16 protein-coding genes and 2 pseudogenes are annotated in these 19,854 nt (G+C 57.8%); 12 read left to right on the top strand and 6 right to left on the bottom strand.

The features are described 5' to 3' along the window. The first annotated feature begins 563 nt into the window (after positions 1 to 563). Complete coding sequence (locus KYK29_RS17495) at positions 564 to 2,822, top strand: hypothetical protein (RefSeq protein WP_254692179.1); 2,259 nt, start codon at positions 564 to 566, stop codon at positions 2,820 to 2,822. A 439-nt stretch (positions 2,823 to 3,261) separates the two neighbouring features. Here KYK29_RS17495 and KYK29_RS17500 read toward each other — a convergent pair whose 3' ends face one another. The 3 genes and pseudogenes from KYK29_RS17500 to intI1 form a co-directional block, all read right to left on the bottom strand. Then, positions 3,262 to 3,798, bottom strand: a complete 537-nt coding sequence (locus KYK29_RS17500; RefSeq protein ID WP_254692180.1) for a hypothetical protein — start codon at positions 3,796 to 3,798, stop codon at positions 3,262 to 3,264. A gap of 801 nt (positions 3,799 to 4,599) precedes the next feature. Next, positions 4,600 to 7,134 (bottom strand): annotated as a pseudogene (locus tag KYK29_RS17505) (TrlF family AAA-like ATPase); the annotation flags it as partial. A gap of 337 nt (positions 7,135 to 7,471) precedes the next feature. After that, complete coding sequence (intI1, locus tag KYK29_RS17510; RefSeq protein ID WP_000845048.1) at positions 7,472 to 8,485, bottom strand: class 1 integron integrase IntI1; 1,014 nt, start codon at positions 8,483 to 8,485, stop codon at positions 7,472 to 7,474. 145 nt (positions 8,486 to 8,630) lie between these two features. On the opposite strand from intI1, the gene aadA1 reads away from it, so the two are divergent. From aadA1 to KYK29_RS17530, 4 genes are all read left to right on the top strand, one after another. Continuing rightward, entirely contained in the window at positions 8,631 to 9,422 is a 792-nt protein-coding gene (gene aadA1 / locus KYK29_RS17515) for an ANT(3'')-Ia family aminoglycoside nucleotidyltransferase AadA1 (protein ID WP_001206316.1), read from the top strand. 163 nt (positions 9,423 to 9,585) lie between these two features. Beyond that, a complete protein-coding gene (locus KYK29_RS17520; protein ID WP_000679427.1) occupies positions 9,586 to 9,933 on the top strand; it encodes a quaternary ammonium compound efflux SMR transporter QacE delta 1 in 348 nt (115 codons plus the stop codon). Next, entirely contained in the window at positions 9,927 to 10,766 is an 840-nt protein-coding gene (sul1, locus tag KYK29_RS17525) for a sulfonamide-resistant dihydropteroate synthase Sul1 (RefSeq protein ID WP_000259031.1), read from the top strand. The genes KYK29_RS17520 and sul1 overlap by 7 nt, the downstream gene beginning before the upstream one ends. Before the next feature lie 127 nt (positions 10,767 to 10,893). Then, complete coding sequence (locus KYK29_RS17530; RefSeq protein WP_000376623.1) at positions 10,894 to 11,394, top strand: GNAT family N-acetyltransferase; 501 nt, start codon at positions 10,894 to 10,896, stop codon at positions 11,392 to 11,394. Positions 11,395 to 11,517: 123 nt separating this feature from the next. Here KYK29_RS17530 and KYK29_RS22645 read toward each other — a convergent pair. Further along, positions 11,518 to 11,754, bottom strand: a pseudogene (locus KYK29_RS22645) (hypothetical protein); the annotation flags it as partial. Between the two features lie 287 nt (positions 11,755 to 12,041). Here KYK29_RS22645 and KYK29_RS17540 point away from each other — a divergent pair. Continuing rightward, positions 12,042 to 13,229, top strand: a complete 1,188-nt coding sequence (locus KYK29_RS17540) for a phospholipase D family protein (RefSeq protein ID WP_254692183.1) — start codon at positions 12,042 to 12,044, stop codon at positions 13,227 to 13,229. Here the strand turns inward: KYK29_RS17540 and KYK29_RS17545 are convergent. Further along, a complete protein-coding gene (locus KYK29_RS17545; protein WP_208632944.1) occupies positions 13,226 to 14,866 on the bottom strand; it encodes an Eco57I restriction-modification methylase domain-containing protein in 1,641 nt (546 codons plus the stop codon). The two genes, KYK29_RS17540 and KYK29_RS17545, sit on opposite strands and share 4 nt — an antisense overlap. A 585-nt stretch (positions 14,867 to 15,451) precedes the next feature. On the opposite strand from KYK29_RS17545, the gene KYK29_RS17550 reads away from it, so the two are divergent. The 4 genes from KYK29_RS17550 to KYK29_RS17565 all read left to right on the top strand — a co-directional run bounded on the left by KYK29_RS17550 (position 15,452) and on the right by KYK29_RS17565 (position 17,747). Further along, complete coding sequence (locus KYK29_RS17550) at positions 15,452 to 15,982, top strand: antirestriction protein ArdA (RefSeq protein ID WP_254692184.1); 531 nt, start codon at positions 15,452 to 15,454, stop codon at positions 15,980 to 15,982. A 198-nt stretch (positions 15,983 to 16,180) separates the two neighbouring features. Then, entirely contained in the window at positions 16,181 to 16,396 is a 216-nt protein-coding gene (locus tag KYK29_RS17555; protein ID WP_254692185.1) for a transcriptional regulator domain-containing protein, read from the top strand. Next, on the top strand, positions 16,329 to 16,961 hold the full coding sequence (locus KYK29_RS17560; protein ID WP_226948974.1) for a DUF2285 domain-containing protein: 633 nt from the start codon (positions 16,329 to 16,331) through the stop codon (positions 16,959 to 16,961). The genes KYK29_RS17555 and KYK29_RS17560 overlap by 68 nt, the downstream gene beginning before the upstream one ends. 237 nt (positions 16,962 to 17,198) lie before the next feature. Next, on the top strand, positions 17,199 to 17,747 hold the full coding sequence (locus KYK29_RS17565; RefSeq protein WP_145396302.1) for a GNAT family N-acetyltransferase: 549 nt from the start codon (positions 17,199 to 17,201) through the stop codon (positions 17,745 to 17,747). Positions 17,748 to 17,760: 13 nt separating this feature from the next. On the opposite strand, the gene KYK29_RS17570 is transcribed toward KYK29_RS17565, so the two are convergent. Further along, complete coding sequence (locus tag KYK29_RS17570) at positions 17,761 to 18,048, bottom strand: DNA -binding domain-containing protein (RefSeq protein ID WP_145396674.1); 288 nt, start codon at positions 18,046 to 18,048, stop codon at positions 17,761 to 17,763. A 460-nt stretch (positions 18,049 to 18,508) separates the two neighbouring features. On the opposite strand from KYK29_RS17570, the gene KYK29_RS17575 reads away from it, so the two are divergent. Together KYK29_RS17575 and KYK29_RS17580 are read left to right on the top strand one after the other, a co-directional pair. Continuing rightward, on the top strand, positions 18,509 to 18,778 hold the full coding sequence (locus KYK29_RS17575) for a helix-turn-helix transcriptional regulator (protein ID WP_018426335.1): 270 nt from the start codon (positions 18,509 to 18,511) through the stop codon (positions 18,776 to 18,778). Then, on the top strand, positions 18,779 to 19,854 hold a 1,076-nt coding region (locus tag KYK29_RS17580), incomplete at its 3' end, for a replication initiator protein A (protein ID WP_254692186.1).

The following is a 19,854-nucleotide window of genomic DNA, read 5'->3' on the forward strand; positions in this document are numbered from 1 at the left end:
CTGCCGCCGATCACCGCATTCCACCGGATGAGATAGCAAACCGCCGACTCTACGCTACAGCGCGATATTTTGGGAGCAGCGCGGGACAGCTTCCGACCTTATTACGGTCGTTCGAGTGCTTTCTTCGTACGCCTGAAACCTGCCGTTCGTTAATTTTTCTAGAACGGCAGAGCTAGGATTGGAAGGGGAACGGCGGCTTTGAGAGCGATGCAAGATGAAAATAGACATGTGACCAACCGATGACCTGCTCTGAAGTCGATGGGTGGCGCGTTAATAGCGTTGCCTCTATATGATAAGTGCGGGCCGCTTTGGGAGACTGGCTTAGATGGGCGGCAGCCCACCTGAATAGCCCAAGGATATATACGAAACTTGGGGCTATTCGTCTTAGCGGTGCGCTGCGGTCATGTGTGGGCAGTCAAGCGCGTTGCCACTCCACCCAGAGCCGCGACTGGACGCAACCTAAGCGATTGCATCTCAAAGGTCATAATTGATATAATTGGAAATTACGAATAATGTGATCGTCTTCCGCCGACCCCTTGGCCCTGCTGTTTCAAGAGAATCTGATGACGTTAATCGATCCGCGGTTGGTTCTGCGAGCGCTTCCAGAAGTTGATACTTGGGCTTTCGAAAAATTCGGCCAGACGTTCTACGGAGCCCTGCAAGACAGAGAGTTCGTCCCACTAGGTGGAATGCACGATGGGGGAGCGGAAGGATTCGATTCTGCAAGTGTGGAACTTGAGCCAGAGGTTTTCTTCGAGGAGGAGACATCAAGTTTCCTTCAAATATCGAAGGAGGCCACCGCGAGGTCAAAAGTTAGGAGAACAGTGAAGAGGCTACGAGAATATGGCCGAGCGCCAAAGGTGCTTACTTACCTTTCTTCTCAGGTCATTTCCGATATCGATAAAGAAGAAAAGCTTCTCTCTGACGAGCTCAGTTGCAAAATCCGAATCCGAGATGCCGCGTTCATCGAGATAAACATCAATGCATCGCCATCTATTCAAGCGGCGTTCAAAGCATATTTGGAGCCGGCAATTGAGTACCTCTACAAACCGGGCACGGCTGATGTTGGCGAAAGGACAGAAGATTACGTAGATCGTACTCTTGCGGTATTCCTACGCCAGGAGGTTGATAATAGACGGGACAAGAGCGGCCTGCTGGAGTCGATTGCAGACAGCCTGATCTTATGGGCGCTTGGCGACACTGACCCAGACAAAAGAATCTTCATGAGCCGCGCGGAAATATTAGCTCGGATCGAAGAGACATTGCCCGCAGCGCGGCAATTCATTCGAGGCGTTCTCGACGACCGACTGGGTCGGATGGTATCCAAAGAAGCCCCAGGCGGGCGCCAAATTCGGTGGTACCGTCGTGATGACAAATTTTGCCTCCCTTATGAAACACGTATGATCGTCGCGGTAGAAAACGCTGACGACGATCTGTTGAAGTCTGAGGTCTCCGCAGTTCTGACCGAGCGATTGAAGTCCATAGCTGAGGAGGACGTCGACGCTATTACTGATGCGGTCGTGGCAACTTGTCATTCTAGTTTGGAGCGGGTGTTCGAGCGCCAAGGCTTGCAAATGGCGCGCTTCGTAACTGATGGGGACGGGGATGACGAACTCTACACGGATGTATCGCAGATAGTCTCGAGCGAGGTTGATCGCCTCGCCTGCACCGCGCTCGATAAAGGCAGAATCCGGCGCTACTGCTTAATGATCTTGCGAGGGACGTTCTACAAGGCCAGCGACGCAGAGCGAAAATACCTATCCAAGCTTAGCAGGACATATATCTTGTTGCTCACCTTGAAAAACGAGCCAAGGATTGTCGAGTACTTTAGAACGATCGCAAAAACATTTAGACTATATATCGGCACCGATTTTATTATTCGAGCAATTTCGGAGCAATATCTACCGCAGGAAGATCGCACAACGTCGAGCCTTTTAGATATATTAAGGGCCGCCGGATCCGAACTTATCCTGACCGAGAAAGTTATCGAAGAGGTTGAGACCCACCTTCGAGCACAGATACTTGAGTTTGAAAATCACTACGCCGCTGTTGAGCATAAAATTCCGTTTGAGTTGATAGGCTACATAGATAGGATACTGATCCGAGCGTACCTATACTCAAAGCTTAGCCCTGCGGAAGGTATTGCGCCGCCGGAGTCTTGGCGATCTTATATCGCCCAGTTCGCGAATTTTGGAGATGTCAGAAGCTTAAGAGCCAGATCCCAACTGGCCGGATACTTCACCCGGCGCTTCAAAATGACCTATGAGACCACCGATGAGATGCTTGCAGGCATTGATCAATCTGAACTCGAAATTCTTACCGAAAGGATCTACGAAACAAAGAGGGCCAGCGGCAACGTGAAAGTCGAAGGAAGGTTGCTGGCGTACAATGACGCGCTGCATATCCTCCGTGTATTTCGAAGACGCGTTGAGACCAAGGAGAATAGCCCTGGAAATCAGTGGGGTTTCCAGACTTGGTGGTTGACTCAGGATGGCAAGGTTCGACGAGCCGGAGCGCTGGCTTCTGCAGCTCGCGGCGGTGCGCATTTCATGATGAGGCCAGAGTTCTTGCTCAGCAACATTAGCTTCGCACCAGAATTAAAGGAAGTCCGAGACAGCTTCGAGAAAATCTTCCCGAGTGTATTAGGCGTTCGGTTGTCGGCTCGTCTTTCTCCCGGCGTCTTCGAAAGCGTCATGGACCAGGCGAAGGAGGTTTCGGCCTATGATGACGCAAGGGCGGGAACGTTAATCACAGACCTCACTAACAAGCTCAAGGGGGACGCGCTACGCCTTTACGAAGTGGGCTGGGAGGAGCAGGTCTGATCCTTCTAGCTTGCCCAAGACGATATCTCTATTGCGATGCCGTCTCGCAGTTCTTAATTGAACCGCACCGAATCCACCGACGCTCCAACGTTTAACCCGGTTTCCACTTTCGGGAAATTGTAGGAATAGGCTCGAATGGCCGGGATGAAGGCGCGTTGCCGTCGAAGCTCATTGAACAGGTTATTGGCAAATTCTCCGGCGTAGCCGTCTAAAAGCCGCCATTCCTCTTCCCACCCCATTGTAGCCGTTCGCTCGCATCCTAATTTTGGGGCTATAGCGTGAACGTAGTTCTCCGTTTCATCGGCTTCGGCCCGCCATCCACTCCGATTTCCGCACTTCAGCGTGCCGCGATTGCCAAGCCCGGCCGTGGAGATACGGACAATGGAGACCGGACACGTCGCATCTTTTGCCTTGCTGCAACCCCGGGCCTGGCAAGCGGTCATTTCACGTGAGATCGGTCGGTCGGATCCGGGACAGAGGGGCGCGCGGGGCGCGGTTTTTCCCTGTCCGGTGCAGCTTTTTCGGACTGTCTTTCCGCACCCATTGGCGGCGCCGTCCAGAAGGGTCTTTCGATCCATCCGGCCGCTTTCTCCGCTTCCGTCAGGGGGCTGACGGAAAACTGCAATGCGCCGCTCGTCCGGTGACTGCGAAGATAGCCAGCCGGCGGAGGCGGAACGACCTTTTCGGGCGATGCCTGCTTGTTCCGGTCGCGGACGGCCTTGGGCTCGAGTGATTCATGCACCCAGACGATCCCCGAATCGACCGTGAACCTGAACTGGACGGGATGGGGATGGGTTTGGGAGGCGGCCCGCATGTCCTTGATGGCCTCGAGGAAATCCTCCGACGACACGCGCATGTAGTGGCCGCCCAGCAGATCGACGCGGACATAGACGTCGGAGACGGTCCGGGTGACCTGCATGAGTTCTTTCAGTCGCTTCCACGCGATCTGTCCACCGTTGGGGCCGTTGTCGCTCATGGTGTCCTTCTAAAAAGACTGTGAGACCTGTTTCAGCCGGCAGTGGAGATGCGGATGGACATCGGACCGCAAGAAAAGCCGAACCTGCGGCGCTCTGCCTGATACCGAAAGCGGTCTTTCAGAGATGTCGATCCTTGTAGCGCCGCGTTCCTCCGGCATGCAACCCTTGTCGGGAAAATCGTCCTTCATCCTCAGGAGCGTCGTTCGGGTTCATGGCGTCGACGCCCCCGGCCGGCTCCGGTCTGGAGATCGATATCCTCGAATGAGGCAAAAAGATGGATTGGCGGCCCTATTCATCGCTGTAGAACCGCACCCGTTCCCCCCGCTCTCGCCGGGAGATGCGGCGTCGCAGCGCCCATCAAGCCGCAGGAAAATATTCCACACCCTGCTTCCGGCGACGTCCGGACGGCCTCAAATCATTCCCACTCCATTATTTTGAGACGACTTAGCGCATTGAAAATAATGCAAAAATATTTTTTTGCATATCGAGATACCGTCAAGCCTACCGTCAGAAAAGTTCGATCTTGAAATCATTGAGCTTTTCGCGCTGGCGATGAAGCTCGACATTTCCCCATCTATCGCTGGAGACAGCAACTGGTGCAGTTTGGTATCGACTCGGTAAAGTGCTCGATGAAAGCCGACGAACAGAGAACTGCATCTACGCTATAGCCCTACAAAATGACACTTGATCGCCATTAGAAGCCTAGGAAAGCCTGTAGCGAATTCCTAGGCAAGCGACCCTACAACGCTTCCGCCCTTGACCCGCTGACTTCAAGCTGTCCGCTAGCAGGTCATTATTTGTTAAAAGCCATACTTTTCTCGTCGGAGGTTGAAGGCGGCCTCGCCGCCTTCCATAATGCGTTTGATAGCCTCACGAACCTCGGGCACGTCGATGGCACCTTCGCCTGCGATCTTGCCGCCGGATTGGTCGCCGGCCTTTCTGTAGTCGCACCATGCGACCAGTTCGGCATCGCCGTTGACGACAAGATTGGCGTTGTGGCTGACGAAGATGATTTGGCGCTTCTGCTTCGCACTCCAAATTTGCTCGACGATTTCCTGCATAACTGGATTGTCTAGGTCTTCTTCGGGCTGGTCGATGAGCAGAGGCGGCCCTGGCTGATTGAGCAATGTCTTTAAGAGTGCCGTCGCCTGCTGCCCCGCCGACGCGTTCTTGAACGGAATATAGTCGCTTTCGCGAGCGCGGTACTCAAAGAATGGCTCGCTCTTGATATCGATAAGCGATAGTGCCAGCCAGTCATCTGCTGATAGCTTCCGTGCAATCCGGTCAAGATCACCAGCAGTGAGTCCTGCTGCCGACAATGCTGGTGTTTCCGGACGGCGATCACTGCCCTCTTGGTCAGATTCGAACGCAGCAAGCATTTCAAGATCATCGAGAATGCGCGACCAGCGTTCTTGCGGGTTTTCGGCCGTGATGATGGCCTCACCAAGCGCCTCGACGCGCTCTCGCCGCACATTGGAGCCGGAAAGAGATTCACGGAGTCGTTCCACAAATTCGTTAGCATCGGCGTAGCGTTTGACGTGAGCGCGGATAGCGCCGCTCGCGCTCTCGGTCAGTTTCTGACATTGAACATCGAAAAGCCTGTCGCGCTCGGCTTTGAGCTCATGCCAGCCTTGTCGTTCGGCGGCATAGACGTCGCCTGCTGTCTTTAACGATTTTTGCTCGTCGCCGAGGCGTGCTGTCTCTTTCTGGAAGGCGGACAGCCGACCTTCAATGGTCTGCAATTGTTCCATACGTTCACGGTGCGCGGATGAACGCTTGACGGCTGCCTCATATGCTTCCCTGAAAGCCTGCAATTTCTGCTGCCAATCTGCCCACGGCGTGCCGGGGCCTGCCTCGGCAGGCTTGCGCAGCTGCGCAAGCAGGGTGTCAATCACTTGGCTCGCCTGCGTCATCAACTGAGTGTATTCGCCGTGCGCATTCTTCAAGAGGTCGCCGTCCGGGACCTCGGGCGGCGGAGCCGCCTGCTCAAGGCTGGCCGCAATTTCCGCAGACAAGTCGGACAGACTATTGGCAACCGACCGAAGGTCGTTCTGCCAGCCGTCAACGGCTTCCTCGGCGGCGTCGTAGGACTTCCCCTGATTGAGAAGGGCACGGTCTTCATCCGACAAGCCGGTCAGGGAATTGCGGATGGCGTCCGCTTGCTCTTGCAGCGAACGCGCTTCCAGCGTGCGGCGTGCGATATCGGCCGCAAGCGCCTGTTGCCGGCGGCGATTGGCATAAGTCTGCCTGATACGTTCCGCTTTTTCCGAAATACGGCGGTCCAGTTGTGCAAGCTCCATGCGTATGGGCGCGGTGATGAAGCGGGCAAGCTCGTCGGTGCGCACGCTCACGTCGCTCAGTTGCTTCTGGCTATACGCCTGCACAGGCAGGAGCGCGCGCACTTCCGCCTCGTTGCAGACTCGCATCTCGTCGGGGCCTACCTTGATGAGCAGGCTTCCGTCCTTGCTATCGCGCCGAACGACATGGATCACGTCGTTGACAATGAAAGTCACATCGACCGTCGCGCCCAACGGCTTGAGCGTGTTTTCGATGAGCCGGCTGCGGCGCGACTGATAATTAGGCGCGTCCGGGTCGTCCGTTGCCGGTGGCTGATCGCATAGCGCCCAACGGAGATATTCGAGAATAGTGGATTTTCCCGTCCCCCGCCCGCCGATGAGGGCGTTATATTGCGGATTGAATGCAAGGTCGATGGGGCCGAGAAACTGACTATTGCTTACGCTGATCCCCGAAATGATTACGGACGGCAGCTTAGGTTCGTCGTGCGAAATACGTGACTCTTGCGCGAGACACGCCTGCCGCAGAGCCTCCGCCGTCGGCTTCGCCCATTTGATCCAAGATGCATGCTTGCCAAGATCGTCATGGTCTTCGCGGCGATTGTCAGAAGTCTGTATGCAGGCGATGCGCTTGTTGCCCCAAGCCTTGTCCTTGCCCGCAAGGATGCTCATAGGCCCCGCCTTGAGGTCATTGATACTTCCGTCGACGTAACCGCCAACAAAAGGCATTTCCTTGTATTTGGCCATCATACCGTTGCGAAGAAGCGAAAACTTCCCTTCGCCGGTAACATTCGGAAAAACGATGTAGCGGTCGCGCAGCCACGTATGCTCGTCGAGTTTCTCCTTCAAGATCCTGAGTGACTGGATGTTTTCTAGACGCTCGGTCTGCGCGGTCTTTGCATCGTCGTCAGGCGCGGGATTTATGGCGAGCGCCGTTAGCACGGCTGGGAACCGGTTTTCCTCGAAATCAGCATCCAAAATGAGGATGGCCTGACAGGGCACGGCGAGTGTCAATTCGATGCCGGGGAAAACAGAGAGGCGCTTAGGTCTTGTTCCTCCGTGCTCACGCGCAGGTAGATGCGTGCGACTTTCATGCGGGCCTCCTGGTCATTTTGGGTATAGGGAAAATGACCATTGTTTCACGCCTAGCCAAAAAGGGAAGGTTCCCGGTTCAAATGTCGTTTTCAGAAGACGGCTGCACTGAACGTCAGAAGCCGACTGCACTATAGCAGCGGAGGGGTTGGATCCATCAGGCAACGACGGGCTGCTGCCGGCCATCAGCGGACGCAGGGAGGACTTTCCGCAACCGGCCGTTCGATGCGGCACCGATGGCCTTCGCGCAGGGGTAGTGAATCCGCCAGGATTGACTTGCGCTGCCCTACCTCTCACTAGTGAGGGGCGGCAGCGCATCAAGCGGTGAGCGCACTCCGGCACCGCCAACTTTCAGCACATGCGTGTAAATCATCGTCGTAGAGACGTCGGAATGGCCGAGCAGATCCTGCACGGTTCGAATGTCGTAACCGCTGCGGAGCAAGGCCGTCGCGAACGAGTGGCGGAGGGTGTGCGGTGTGGCGGGCTTCGTGATGCCTGCTTGTTCTACGGCACGTTTGAAGGCGCGCTGAAAGGTCTGGTCATACATGTGATGGCGACGCACGACACCGCTCCGTGGATCGGTCGAATGCGTGTGCTGCGCAAAAACCCAGAACCACGGCCAGGAATGCCCGGCGCGCGGATACTTCCGCTCAAGGGCGTCGGGAAGCGCAACGCCGCTGCGGCCCTCGGCCTGGTCCTTCAGCCACCATGCCCGTGCACGCGACAGCTGCTCGCGCAGGCTGGGTGCCAAGCTCTCGGGTAACATCAAGGCCCGATCCTTGGAGCCCTTGCCCTCCCGCACGATGATCGTGCCGTGATCGAAATCCAGATCCTTGACCCGCAGTTGCAAACCCTCACTGATCCGCATGCCCGTTCCATACAGAAGCTGGGCGAACAAACGATGCTCGCCTTCCAGAAAACCGAGGATGCGAACCACTTCATCCGGGGTCAGCACCACCGGCAAGCGCCGCGACGGCCGAGGTCTTCCGATCTCCTGAAGCCAGGGCAGATCCGTGCACAGCACCTTGCCGTAGAAGAACAGCAAGGCCGCCAATGCCTGACGATGCGTGGAGACCGAAACCTTGCGCTCGTTCGCCAGCCAGGACAGAAATGCCTCGACTTCGCTGCTGCCCAAGGTTGCCGGGTGACGCACACCGTGGAAACGGATGAAGGCACGAACCCAGTGGACATAAGCCTGTTCGGTTCGTAAGCTGTAATGCAAGTAGCGTATGCGCTCACGCAACTGGTCCAGAACCTTGACCGAACGCAGCGGTGGTAACGGCGCAGTGGCGGTTTTCATGGCTTGTTATGACTGTTTTTTTGTACAGTCTATGCCTCGGGCATCCAAGCAGCAAGCGCGTTACGCCGTGGGTCGATGTTTGATGTTATGGAGCAGCAACGATGTTACGCAGCAGGGCAGTCGCCCTAAAACAAAGTTAAACATCATGAGGGAAGCGGTGATCGCCGAAGTATCGACTCAACTATCAGAGGTAGTTGGCGTCATCGAGCGCCATCTCGAACCGACGTTGCTGGCCGTACATTTGTACGGCTCCGCAGTGGATGGCGGCCTGAAGCCACACAGTGATATTGATTTGCTGGTTACGGTGACCGTAAGGCTTGATGAAACAACGCGGCGAGCTTTGATCAACGACCTTTTGGAAACTTCGGCTTCCCCTGGAGAGAGCGAGATTCTCCGCGCTGTAGAAGTCACCATTGTTGTGCACGACGACATCATTCCATGGCGTTATCCAGCTAAGCGCGAACTGCAATTTGGAGAATGGCAGCGCAATGACATTCTTGCAGGTATCTTCGAGCCAGCCACGATCGACATTGATCTGGCTATCTTGCTGACAAAAGCAAGAGAACATAGCGTTGCCTTGGTAGGTCCAGCGGCGGAGGAACTCTTTGATCCGGTTCCTGAACAGGATCTATTTGAGGCGCTAAATGAAACCTTAACGCTATGGAACTCGCCGCCCGACTGGGCTGGCGATGAGCGAAATGTAGTGCTTACGTTGTCCCGCATTTGGTACAGCGCAGTAACCGGCAAAATCGCGCCGAAGGATGTCGCTGCCGACTGGGCAATGGAGCGCCTGCCGGCCCAGTATCAGCCCGTCATACTTGAAGCTAGACAGGCTTATCTTGGACAAGAAGAAGATCGCTTGGCCTCGCGCGCAGATCAGTTGGAAGAATTTGTTCACTACGTGAAAGGCGAGATCACCAAGGTAGTCGGCAAATAATGTCTAACAATTCGTTCAAGCCGACGCCGCTTCGCGGCGCGGCTTAACTCAAGCGTTAGATGCACTAAGCACATAATTGCTCACAGCCAAACTATCAGGTCAAGTCTGCTTTTATTATTTTTAAGCGTGCATAATAAGCCCTACACAAATTGGGAGATATATCATGAAAGGCTGGCTTTTTCTTGTTATCGCAATAGTTGGCGAAGTAATCGCAACATCCGCATTAAAATCTAGCGAGGGCTTTACTAAGCTTGCCCCTTCCGCCGTTGTCATAATCGGTTATGGCATCGCATTTTATTTTCTTTCTCTGGTTCTGAAATCCATCCCTGTCGGTGTTGCTTATGCAGTCTGGTCGGGACTCGGCGTCGTCATAATTACAGCCATTGCCTGGTTGCTTCATGGGCAAAAGCTTGATGCGTGGGGCTTTGTAGGTATGGGGCTCATAATTGCTGCCTTTTTGCTCGCCCGATCCCCATCGTGGAAGTCGCTGCGGAGGCCGACGCCATGGTGACGGTGTTCGGCATTCTGAATCTCACCGAGGACTCCTTCTTCGATGAGAGCCGGCGGCTAGACCCCGCCGGCGCTGTCACCGCGGCGATCGAAATGCTGCGAGTCGGATCAGACGTCGTGGATGTCGGACCGGCCGCCAGCCATCCGGACGCGAGGCCTGTATCGCCGGCCGATGAGATCAGACGTATTGCGCCGCTCTTAGACGCCCTGTCCGATCAGATGCACCGTGTTTCAATCGACAGCTTCCAACCGGAAACCCAGCGCTATGCGCTCAAGCGCGGCGTGGGCTACCTGAACGATATCCAAGGATTTCCTGACCCTGCGCTCTATCCCGATATTGCTGAGGCGGACTGCAGGCTGGTGGTTATGCACTCAGCGCAGCGGGATGGCATCGCCACCCGCACCGGTCACCTTCGACCCGAAGACGCGCTCGACGAGATTGTGCGGTTCTTCGAGGCGCGGGTTTCCGCCTTGCGACGGAGCGGGGTCGCTGCCGACCGGCTCATCCTCGATCCGGGGATGGGATTTTTCTTGAGCCCCGCACCGGAAACATCGCTGCACGTGCTGTCGAACCTTCAAAAGCTGAAGTCGGCGTTGGGGCTTCCGCTATTGGTCTCGGTGTCGCGGAAATCCTTCTTGGGCGCCACCGTTGGCCTTCCTGTAAAGGATCTGGGTCCAGCGAGCCTTGCGGCGGAACTTCACGCGATCGGCAATGGCGCTGACTACGTCCGCACCCACGCGCCTGGAGATCTGCGAAGCGCAATCACCTTCTCGGAAACCCTCGCGAAATTTCGCAGTCGCGACGCCAGAGACCGAGGGTTAGATCATGCCTAGCATTCACCTTCCGGCCGCCCGCTAGCGGACCCTGGTCAGGTTCCGCGAAGGTGGGCGCAGACATGCTGGGCTCGTCAGGATCAAACTGCACTATGAGGCGGCGGTTCATACCGCGCCAGGGGAGCGAATGGACAGCGAGGAGCCTCCGAACGTTCGGGTCGCCTGCTCGGGTGATATCGACGAGGTTGTGCGGCTGATGCACGACGCTGCGGCGTGGATGTCCGCCAAGGGAACGCCCGCCTGGGACGTCGCGCGGATCGACCGGACATTCGCGGAGACCTTCGTCCTGAGATCCGAGCTCCTAGTCGCGAGTTGCAGCGACGGCATCGTCGGCTGTTGCACCTTGTCGGCCGAGGATCCCGAGTTCTGGCCCGACGCCCTCAAGGGGGAGGCCGCATATCTGCACAAGCTCGCGGTGCGACGGACACATGCGGGCCGGGGTGTCAGCTCCGCGCTGATCGAGGCTTGCCGCCATGCCGCGCGAACGCAGGGGTGCGCCAAGCTGCGGCTCGACTGCCACCCGAACCTGCGTGGCCTATACGAGCGGCTCGGATTCACCCACGTCGACACTTTCAATCCCGGCTGGGATCCAACCTTCATCGCAGAACGCCTAGAACTCGAAATCTAACGTCCGTTCGGGCATCGAGGTCCATGTCGGGGTGGGACGGGCCCGTGGCTTCAAGATCACTTGCAGTCCGACCGCGATGTCTTGGTTGCGCGAGAGGTTGTCGATATCCTCAGGTAATAGCGCGCCGTTGGCATCGGTTTCGGCGAGCGCGGCGCGCTTCACGAACGGAACGAAAGCCATATCGTGATGATCGGTGACGGCTATCGCGTTCAAGCCCTTCTCCCGACACGCTTCGACCAGCCTAGCCGCGTAAGCCATGCGCTCCGCTTCCGTCACATGGTTCCCGCCATTCCATTGCAGATCGCGCGGCGAATGAACCTGAAAGTCGCAGCAGTGGTAATGTGCTCCCCTGTCAGCCATCTAAATCTCCCCCCAGATACGAATGTTACTTCTTACTTCCCCCGAGGGCACGAAATTTCTGTATGAGACGGCGGTGTTGCTCCAGCGTTAACTTTTCTGATTATCGCCATCCACAACGGGCTACGCACCAGCAACCTGATAAGCCCTGCTCGCCAGCCGCGCCGGTCTCTAGCCTATGATTACGATTCCTTTGATGAGCGGTTAGGGGGCGCTTTTAGGCACCGGTCGCGATGACTCGGCGACCAACCGCCGGTATCGTCTATAGAAAGCGAATCGGTGGGGGCGAGATGGGAAGCAGGTTACTCTTTCAGGGAATTACTCCCGAAAATCACCTTGCCGCCGTGCGGTATGTGCTTTCGATTGATGAGCCCGATGAGATTATCTTCAGCACGGCGTTTATGAATCGGGGTGGCCTCCAGCAAATCCGCGAGGCTCTTGAACCTGCCGCAGCCGTGACAACTATCATTGCGGGCATCCGCAACGGGATAACCTCAGCACAAGGACTTCTCGCCGCGCTCGAGTTTGGCTGTACGGTGCTTGCAGTTGATACCGGCTCGCGCAACGTGATCTTTCACCCAAAAATCTACTTTGCTAGGAATGCCACGACCGCACGGCTCGTGCTGGGCAGCGCTAACCTGACGATTGGCGGCCTTAACTCTAATATCGAGGCAAGTGTTACCATGACGCTTGATCTCGGCATGAAGGACGACGCGGATTTTGTGGCCGACATTCTGGCGAAAATCGCTGGAATGCGGGCCGACTATCCGGAACATGTTTTCAGCATCGCGGACGCAGCGGCAGTGGCAGCACTGCTGGAAGCCGGGCGCGTGGTCGATGAAAGTATAGTGGCAGCCCCGACGCCGGGCGGCTCGTCCGGCAATCGTGATCTCGACACTATCCCGAAAATGAAGCTAAAAACACAGCCCGTTAAACGCCCAGCTATGCCGCCAGCGGCTGCGGCTCCTGCTGCTGCGCCAGCGGCACCGGCCGCTGCCCCGGTCGTTGCTTCAGTACCGGCCGCGCCTGTGCGGGACCAACTCGCCCTTGTATGGGAAAGCCGCCCCCTGACGCGGCGATACCTGACGATTCCGACTGGTGAGAACACGAACCCCACCGGCTCGATGCTGTTCACCAAGGGCGCAATGGACGATATCGACCAGCGCCATTATTTCCGGGACGAGGTCTTTAGCGGGCTGGATTGGCACCACGACACAGCGCCCGGCAAGGAACACATGGAACGCGCTGAAGCGCAGTTCCGCCTAATCATCCGCGACGTTGATTATGGGGTGTTCACGCTGCGGCTTTCGCACAACACGCGGACGGACACGGCCGCCTATGAGCAAAGCAACAGCATGACCCAACTGCATTGGGGCGAAGCGCGGCCCCTCGTAGCCCGCGAGGATCTGCTAGACCGCACGATGTATCTTTACCGGGACGAAACGGACCCGGACTCGTTCGTGCTGGAAATCGACTAATCAGCTTCAGCATCGGCGGACACGCGGTGCCGCCGGTCGCGCAGCCGCTTCCATCCGTTCAGCAATTCCGATTGATCGGCCGCCGACAGGCCAAGGCCGCCAAGGGTGCGCCGCGTCTGCTGCTCAAGAACAGCGTCCATCGGCATTGTCCGCACGGCCTTGTCAAGCTCGGCAACCTTCGGCCGAACCTTCAGCGGCGGAGGGACTAGCAGCTTTTCAATCTCGGACGGCACCAATTCGAGGACGCCGCCGCCGTAGTGGCGGCCCTCAAGCTCCGCGCTAAGGGCCGTCAGCGCATTGAGGAAGCCATAAACGAATTGCTCGGCCGTGCCTTCCTTGAGGCTGACGCGGTAAGCCGTGTCCGTGGTGTAGGCGCGTAGCCGGTTGAGAATTAGCCGGGGCGTATCGTGGGACCGCTTCAGCATTCCGATTTCAGTCGCATAGACTGACGGCACAGAATACCACGGGGACCGGATGCGGCACTTGTAACGGGTATGCAGGCTCTCTTTTTCGCCCTGCTCGATGTAGCGCTTGCCGGTGCGGCTTTTCTCAACGCCCCGGTCCTGAAACCATATGAAGTTGGTCGGCTTACCCTTGGTCGCATTTGCCCGGTGCTGGCGCTCGTCATAGACGACGCCGGGGCAATGCTCGCTGCGGCCGAACATCGGGTGCGCCCATTGCTGCAAGCCAAATTGCTCTACTGTTTCATCCTCGACCAGAAAGAACTTGTTGGCCCCGGTGACGATTCCAACGTCAACCTCTGCCACGTCATCGAAGCGGCGAACCTCGCCGCTGTCTATCAGGCCGTCCAGCAGCGAACGGGTGGACGGCGACAATAGCGCCCGCGTCCATTTCCCGGCGACGGTCTTCCCGTTGATAGACTGCGGCGCTCTGAAAACGTCCTCGGGGTCCAGCTTCAGGAAGTTCCGGCCCTTCACGGGGTACATGCCAAGCCCTTCGGCGTGTTCGTCCGGGTGCGCCTTCTTCTCGACCATGAGCAGGACCGCGCCCTGAAGGGTGCCTTCAAACCACAATTCTTCTGGGTCGATGACGACTAGGCGGCTGGCGTTCGCGCCAAGATATGAGCGCAGCGATTGCGCATGTGTAACGTGGATGATCTCGGCCGGGACCACCATTGCAAGCCGTCCGCCCGGCCGCAGCAGGGCGAAGGACGCCAGAATGAACGGCACCCATGCGTTTGTGTGCTTCGTGAATTTACAACCAAGGGCAGAAAAGATGGTTTCGGCGCGACCTTGAAAAAGCGGCGGCAAATACTGATAGCGAATGAAGGGCGGATTGCCAAGAACGGCGTCGAACTGCTCCCGCTTGCCCTCAAGGGCTTCGCCAGCCCAACCTAGAAAATCGTCGCTACGGATTCCTACCTCGCGCAAGCCCGCTTGACGGGCGGCCTTGCTAGCCTTCTTCGCCTCGGCCGGGTCGATCTCGAAGCCGGTCACATGGGCGGTCGGAATCAGGTCCGCTATTGGCTTGAAAAAAACGCCGTCGCCGCAACTCGGTTCTAGAATGTCGGTGGGGTCGTTGTGGCGCACCCACCGGACAAGGAAGGTTGCAAGGTCGGCGGGGGTGTAGTAGCCGCCGCGTAATTTTTGCTCGGTCTGAAACTCTTTGAAATTCATTGCCGAGGCTCCGCCTTCTGATTCTTAACGTCCGTTTTCCCGGCGGCCCTGTCCTTAACGTAGCTCTCCGCACACTGAATGAACCAGCGCTTGAGAGTCGAACTGTCCATTGCCAACGTGCTGTAGAGTCGCCGCTTCAGGTCTGGCTCGATCTCGATAACGACGCGGCCGGAATCGCCTTTGGTCATGTGACGGGCCTTTGTGCTTTATGTAACATAGGTGACATGATTTGCCCGGCTTGTCCACGCCATTCATAATGCGATTAGGCGCTTTATATCACTAACGACCCTCCGGCTCTCTACAGCGCAATGTGGAAGCGCGTTCGCCTCCGGGCCGGCGCGGCTGCCGCCGCGTCTCACCTGATCGTTAGGAAGAAGATTGCTAAGGGCGTCGCCCTCGCGCGGCGCAAGAAAACTCTCCGGCCTTTCGCGGCATAAACGGCCCGCTCCCCGCAAGCGGGTCCCCTCCATTTATTCCACGGTGCCAGAGACTTTTCCTGCGCCTTGCTACCCGTGGCTCGCCGCCGGGCAAGGGTTCAGGAGCGGCGCTTCGCTGCTCTGAACCCCAAACCCGAGGATCAGAGACATGACCAACCTTTCCGACAGCAATCCCCGCATCTATGTCGCCTGCCTTGCCGCCTACAATAGCGGGTATCTGCATGGAGCTTGGATCGACGCAGATCAGGACGCGGACGAAATCAGGGACGAGATTGCGGCCATGCTCGCACGGTCCCCCATCGAGCACGCGGAGGAGTATGCCATCCACGACTATGACGGTTTCGAGGGCGTCACCATCAAGGAATATGCCGGCATCGACACCGTGGCGCGCATGGGCGCTTTCATCGCCGAGCATGGCGGGCTAGGCGCTGGCCTGCTGGACCAGTGCGACGATGATATTGACCAAGCCGAAGCCGCCTTGCAGGACTGCTATCACGGCCAGTTCGCCAGCCTTGCCGACTTCATGGAGGACTTGACCGCTGAAAGCGGCATCACGACCCCCGAGGCGCTATGCTACTACATTGATTGGAAAGCAATGGCCCGTGACGCTGAAATGAACGGCGAGTTTTTCACAGTCAAAACCGCACATGGCGAGGTGCATGTGTTTTCCAGCCAGTGAACGCTGGAGCGCCTTGCCCGCACTTTTGCGGGCGGGCGTCTCGCAGAATCATCAAAATATTGTTAAGCAGACAATAACCACGAATGATCGTGTTAGCCGCTCAAGGTATCTGCTTTAAGCGGCTTCTATATTTCTAGCGATCTTTGAACCTCTAAGGGCTGGGCTGCCTTGCGCGCCCCAGCTTTGGGAGGTGACGCCATGCTAAGCATCGACTGGCGTTCGCCGGCGGCATACAGGCACGCGAAGCATATTCCGGCCGCCGGTTTCGCTTGGGAATATTTGCGCCGGAATGACGATTATCGTCATGAGTTCCAGACTATCGCACTGACCGGGGAACCATCCGGCCGTGACCTTGAAGCGTTTGCGGATCGCTGGGGTTTGCGATTTCCCATGCGATCCCGACGCGCCGCATGATCGGCTGCCGCCAATCTGGAGCCCGAGCCTTCATCCTCAAGCGGTGATGCTCTCGCCGGTCGAGCATAAGGGTGGCGACACCGAACCAATATTGACGCTGGCCCATCTCTCCGACCTCGACATGCGCCGTGCTGCCGATGGCTGGCACGGCATCTGGCAGGTGGATGGTGTCTCACATCAATTCTGGCTGCCCGAGGCGGTGTCGGACTCGGGTGCCTTCGCCGCCACGCTACCGATGGATAATTTTCTGGAGCTTCGCGCTCACGCCGCCCGCCGTTTCTGGCGATCCCTCAATGGTCGCGCACCCGGCCCCGACTTCCGGGCCGTTCCCGCCCAGCTCCGGCAATGGCATATCCTGTCCCTGCGCGCGCTCGACGCGCGGTTGCACGGCGAAAGCTATCGCACGATCGCCGAAGTCCTTCTCGGCTTTCGCGGCAGCAAGGAGGATTTCGAGAATGACCCGCGCAAAAACAAGGCCCGCCGCCTAGTCGCTCACGGTATTAAAATGATGCTCGGCGGCTATCGCCTGTTGCTCCACTATCCAATCAGGCCCAACAAGCGTTGATCATTCCGAGCACCATCTTGTTGTATGTCGCAAATTTTCTGCCAACTGCAACAATGACGTGCGACACGAAAAAGGCTGGAAAATCGGCCTTCCGAGAAGTGAATTTACGCGACAACTTCGGTAGAGATTGGTTAGAAAGCTAACATAATACAAAGCCGACGTACGACTGACTAAAATTGTTGGGCAATCCACGATTTCGCACCGACCAACTCGAAATTTCTTTTGAGAACATTTGCTATGGCTTTACTAAAGACGGCGCGTTTGACGCTCAGTCCTTGCACCCCGGTGGATCGCATCGACTTCATCCAGCTAGAGCTTGACCCAGAAGTGATGCGGTTTCTCAACAATGGCGCGGTTGATCATGACAGGGCCGATCCGGCGACCGCGCCGTTTCTCATGCCAAGAGGGACCGAGCCGAACGTCTGGACGGCGCGACGCAATGTGGATGACGAGTTCGTCGGCTGGTTCTGCTTGTTGCCGAAAGTGAAGACGGTAGCTGAAATTGGATATCGACTACGCCGGGAAGCTTGGGGTCAGGGGCTGGCATCTGAAGGCGCGTCGGCTCTCATCAGTTGGGGCTTCGAGGTCGCCGGGTATGATAAAATTGTGGCCAATACAATGGCGGTCAACCAAGGGTCGCGCCGTGTAATGGAGAAGATTGGCATGAAACACACGCGGACGGATTTCTTGGATTTTCCCGACCCTATACCTGGCACTGAGCACGGCGAGGTAACGTATGAGCTGACCTGTTCAGAGTCCCGAAACTTGCGACACAAAGCAAACTGAAAACCGCCGATGCTCACGCCTTGTTAGCTGCCGCCTGTTCCAGAATCTTCCTATAGCCCTCATGCGAAAGCCATTGCGCGCGTTCGAGATGGCTTTGCCAGCAACGATAGGTCCGAAGTTCCTCGGCAACCGGATCGCGGTGCAGCACGATCCGCGCGACTTCCATCCAGTCCGCACCTTCTGCCTTCGCATCCAGTAAGCGCAGATAGGTCACGAAATGCCGTTCGTCATAGACGGTTATGGTGTCGCCGGTCGGCGCTTCATCGTCCACATCGGGATCGAGTTCGACGGGAACCCGCATCGCCATCCCCTTCATCTGGAGAGAGCCTTGCTTGCGGTGCGCCCCCGCAAATGGCCCCTCTACCTGGTGATCGGGGAGTTAGTAACCGTGACTAGACGGCCCTATGACCTTTGGGCGGGTAGCCTTGGACATACGCCATAGGCTCCCCGACCATAGGTTCGAGGATCGTGGTGCCGTCACGGCCGACACCAACCGCTAGTCAGGGGTTACTACGCCCCAGAGCAGCGCGTCTGCTCCACCCACAATCTTAGCCGAGCTGCGCGCGAATGTCTTTGCCTTTTCGGCGCATCGCGGCACGGGATGCTGAAATCCCTCATCTATTGGCCGCGCACCGCCCCTTGAGGGGGTGCCGCCAGCGCATAGACGCAAATGCGGCACGCTACGCGCCGCCGGTCTCTCGCCATGTTTCGCCACAGTCCGCTGCCGCCCTCGGCAGCCCAATCCCGACTGGAGGTGATCCATGCCCAACCCACTTGCGGGCCTGCCGCCGCGCCTGTTGCGCACCAAGGAAGCCGCGCGCTTCCTCGGCATATCCATCCGCACCCTTGAGAAGCATCGCACCTATGGCACCGGGCCGACCTATCGCAAAGTCGGCGGTCGCGTCCTCTACACCGTCCGCGATCTGGAAGACTGGAGCGCGGCGGGCGAGCGCAAATCCACCCGCGACAAGACCGCCGGCACCGTCTTTCCCGCGCGTCCGCTTACGCCCGAAGAACGGGGCGACTGCTAGATGCTGCGCGAGGACGACCACGACCCCGCACAGCCGACCGAGGACAGCGAGCGCAGCCGCCTAGACCCCTTCGTGGTCGCAACCGGCGACGCGCCGCCGCGCGACCAGCGCGACTTGATGGAACGGCCGTTCTTCTCGCTGGCGAAGACCCCGCGCACCAAGCCGATTCTTTACAAGGCCGCCGACATAGAGGTGCAGGTGTTCGGGATGCCCGAGCACGGCATGGCGACCATATGGGACGCCGATGTGCTGATATGGGCGGCCTCGCAGATCGTTGCGGCCGAGAACAACGGCCTCACCACTTCGCGCTTTGTCCGGTTTACGCCTTACCATCTGTTGCGCGCCATCGGGCGGCCGACCGGCAATCATCAATACCGGCTTCTGAAAGCCGCGCTCGCACGGCTGCAATCGACCGTCATCGCCACCACCATCCGCAACGGCCCGCATTGGCGTCGCCGGCAATTCTCATGGATCAACGAGTGGGAGGAAATGACGACGCGCGCCGGCCGCGTCGAGGGCATGGAGTTCGTCCTGCCCGAATGGTTCTACAACAGCGTCATCGACCGTTCGCTGGTCCTGACCATCGACCCGGCCTATTTCCGCCTGACTGGCGGCATCGAGCGATGGCTTTACCGCGTCGCCCGAAAGCACGCCGGGCACCAGCGCCACGGCTGGGTTTTCGAGGTCGCGCACCTCCACCAGAAATCCGGCAGCCTCGCCCGGCCGTCCGACTTCGCGCTCGACCTGCGCCGGATCGCGGCCCGCCAGCAACTTCCCGGCTACCTGCTCCAGATCGAGCGGGAAGACGGCCGCGAACTGCTGCGCATCCGCCCCGAAAGCTCATCAACAGGCACTGTTGATAACCCTGTTAATGCCATCGGCAGATCAGGCGCACGGGGTATCGGCACATCAGGCGCAGCACTATCGGCAGATCAGGCGCACGAACCGCAGCTACCGCTTTGGCCTGAAACGCGGAATCCGACCGCTAACTTATCTAACAGAGAATCTTCTTTAACTGTTTCTGTGGGTGTGAAGCACGCGCCCAGTGCCACCCGCGATCATCTTGCCAATGATCC

This window comes from Shinella daejeonensis (genome assembly GCF_024281235.1).
Taxonomy (GTDB): Bacteria; Pseudomonadota; Alphaproteobacteria; order Rhizobiales; family Rhizobiaceae; genus Shinella; species Shinella daejeonensis.

Coding starts and splice junctions, on each gene's coding strand:
- KYK29_RS17495 (WP_254692179.1), top strand. CDS start 564: ATGACGTTAATCGATCCGCGGTTGGTTCTGCGAGCGCTTCCAGAAGTT.
- KYK29_RS17500 (WP_254692180.1), bottom strand. CDS start 3,798: ATGAGCGACAACGGCCCCAACGGTGGACAGATCGCGTGGAAGCGACTG.
- intI1 (WP_000845048.1), bottom strand. CDS start 8,485: ATGAAAACCGCCACTGCGCCGTTACCACCGCTGCGTTCGGTCAAGGTT.
- aadA1 (WP_001206316.1), top strand. CDS start 8,631: ATGAGGGAAGCGGTGATCGCCGAAGTATCGACTCAACTATCAGAGGTA.
- KYK29_RS17520 (WP_000679427.1), top strand. CDS start 9,586: ATGAAAGGCTGGCTTTTTCTTGTTATCGCAATAGTTGGCGAAGTAATC.
- sul1 (WP_000259031.1), top strand. CDS start 9,927: ATGGTGACGGTGTTCGGCATTCTGAATCTCACCGAGGACTCCTTCTTC.
- KYK29_RS17530 (WP_000376623.1), top strand. CDS start 10,894: ATGGACAGCGAGGAGCCTCCGAACGTTCGGGTCGCCTGCTCGGGTGAT.
- KYK29_RS17540 (WP_254692183.1), top strand. CDS start 12,042: ATGGGAAGCAGGTTACTCTTTCAGGGAATTACTCCCGAAAATCACCTT.
- KYK29_RS17545 (WP_208632944.1), bottom strand. CDS start 14,866: ATGAATTTCAAAGAGTTTCAGACCGAGCAAAAATTACGCGGCGGCTAC.
- KYK29_RS17550 (WP_254692184.1), top strand. CDS start 15,452: ATGACCAACCTTTCCGACAGCAATCCCCGCATCTATGTCGCCTGCCTT.
- KYK29_RS17555 (WP_254692185.1), top strand. CDS start 16,181: ATGCTAAGCATCGACTGGCGTTCGCCGGCGGCATACAGGCACGCGAAG.
- KYK29_RS17565 (WP_145396302.1), top strand. CDS start 17,199: ATGGCTTTACTAAAGACGGCGCGTTTGACGCTCAGTCCTTGCACCCCG.
- KYK29_RS17570 (WP_145396674.1), bottom strand. CDS start 18,048: ATGCGGGTTCCCGTCGAACTCGATCCCGATGTGGACGATGAAGCGCCG.
- KYK29_RS17575 (WP_018426335.1), top strand. CDS start 18,509: ATGCCCAACCCACTTGCGGGCCTGCCGCCGCGCCTGTTGCGCACCAAG.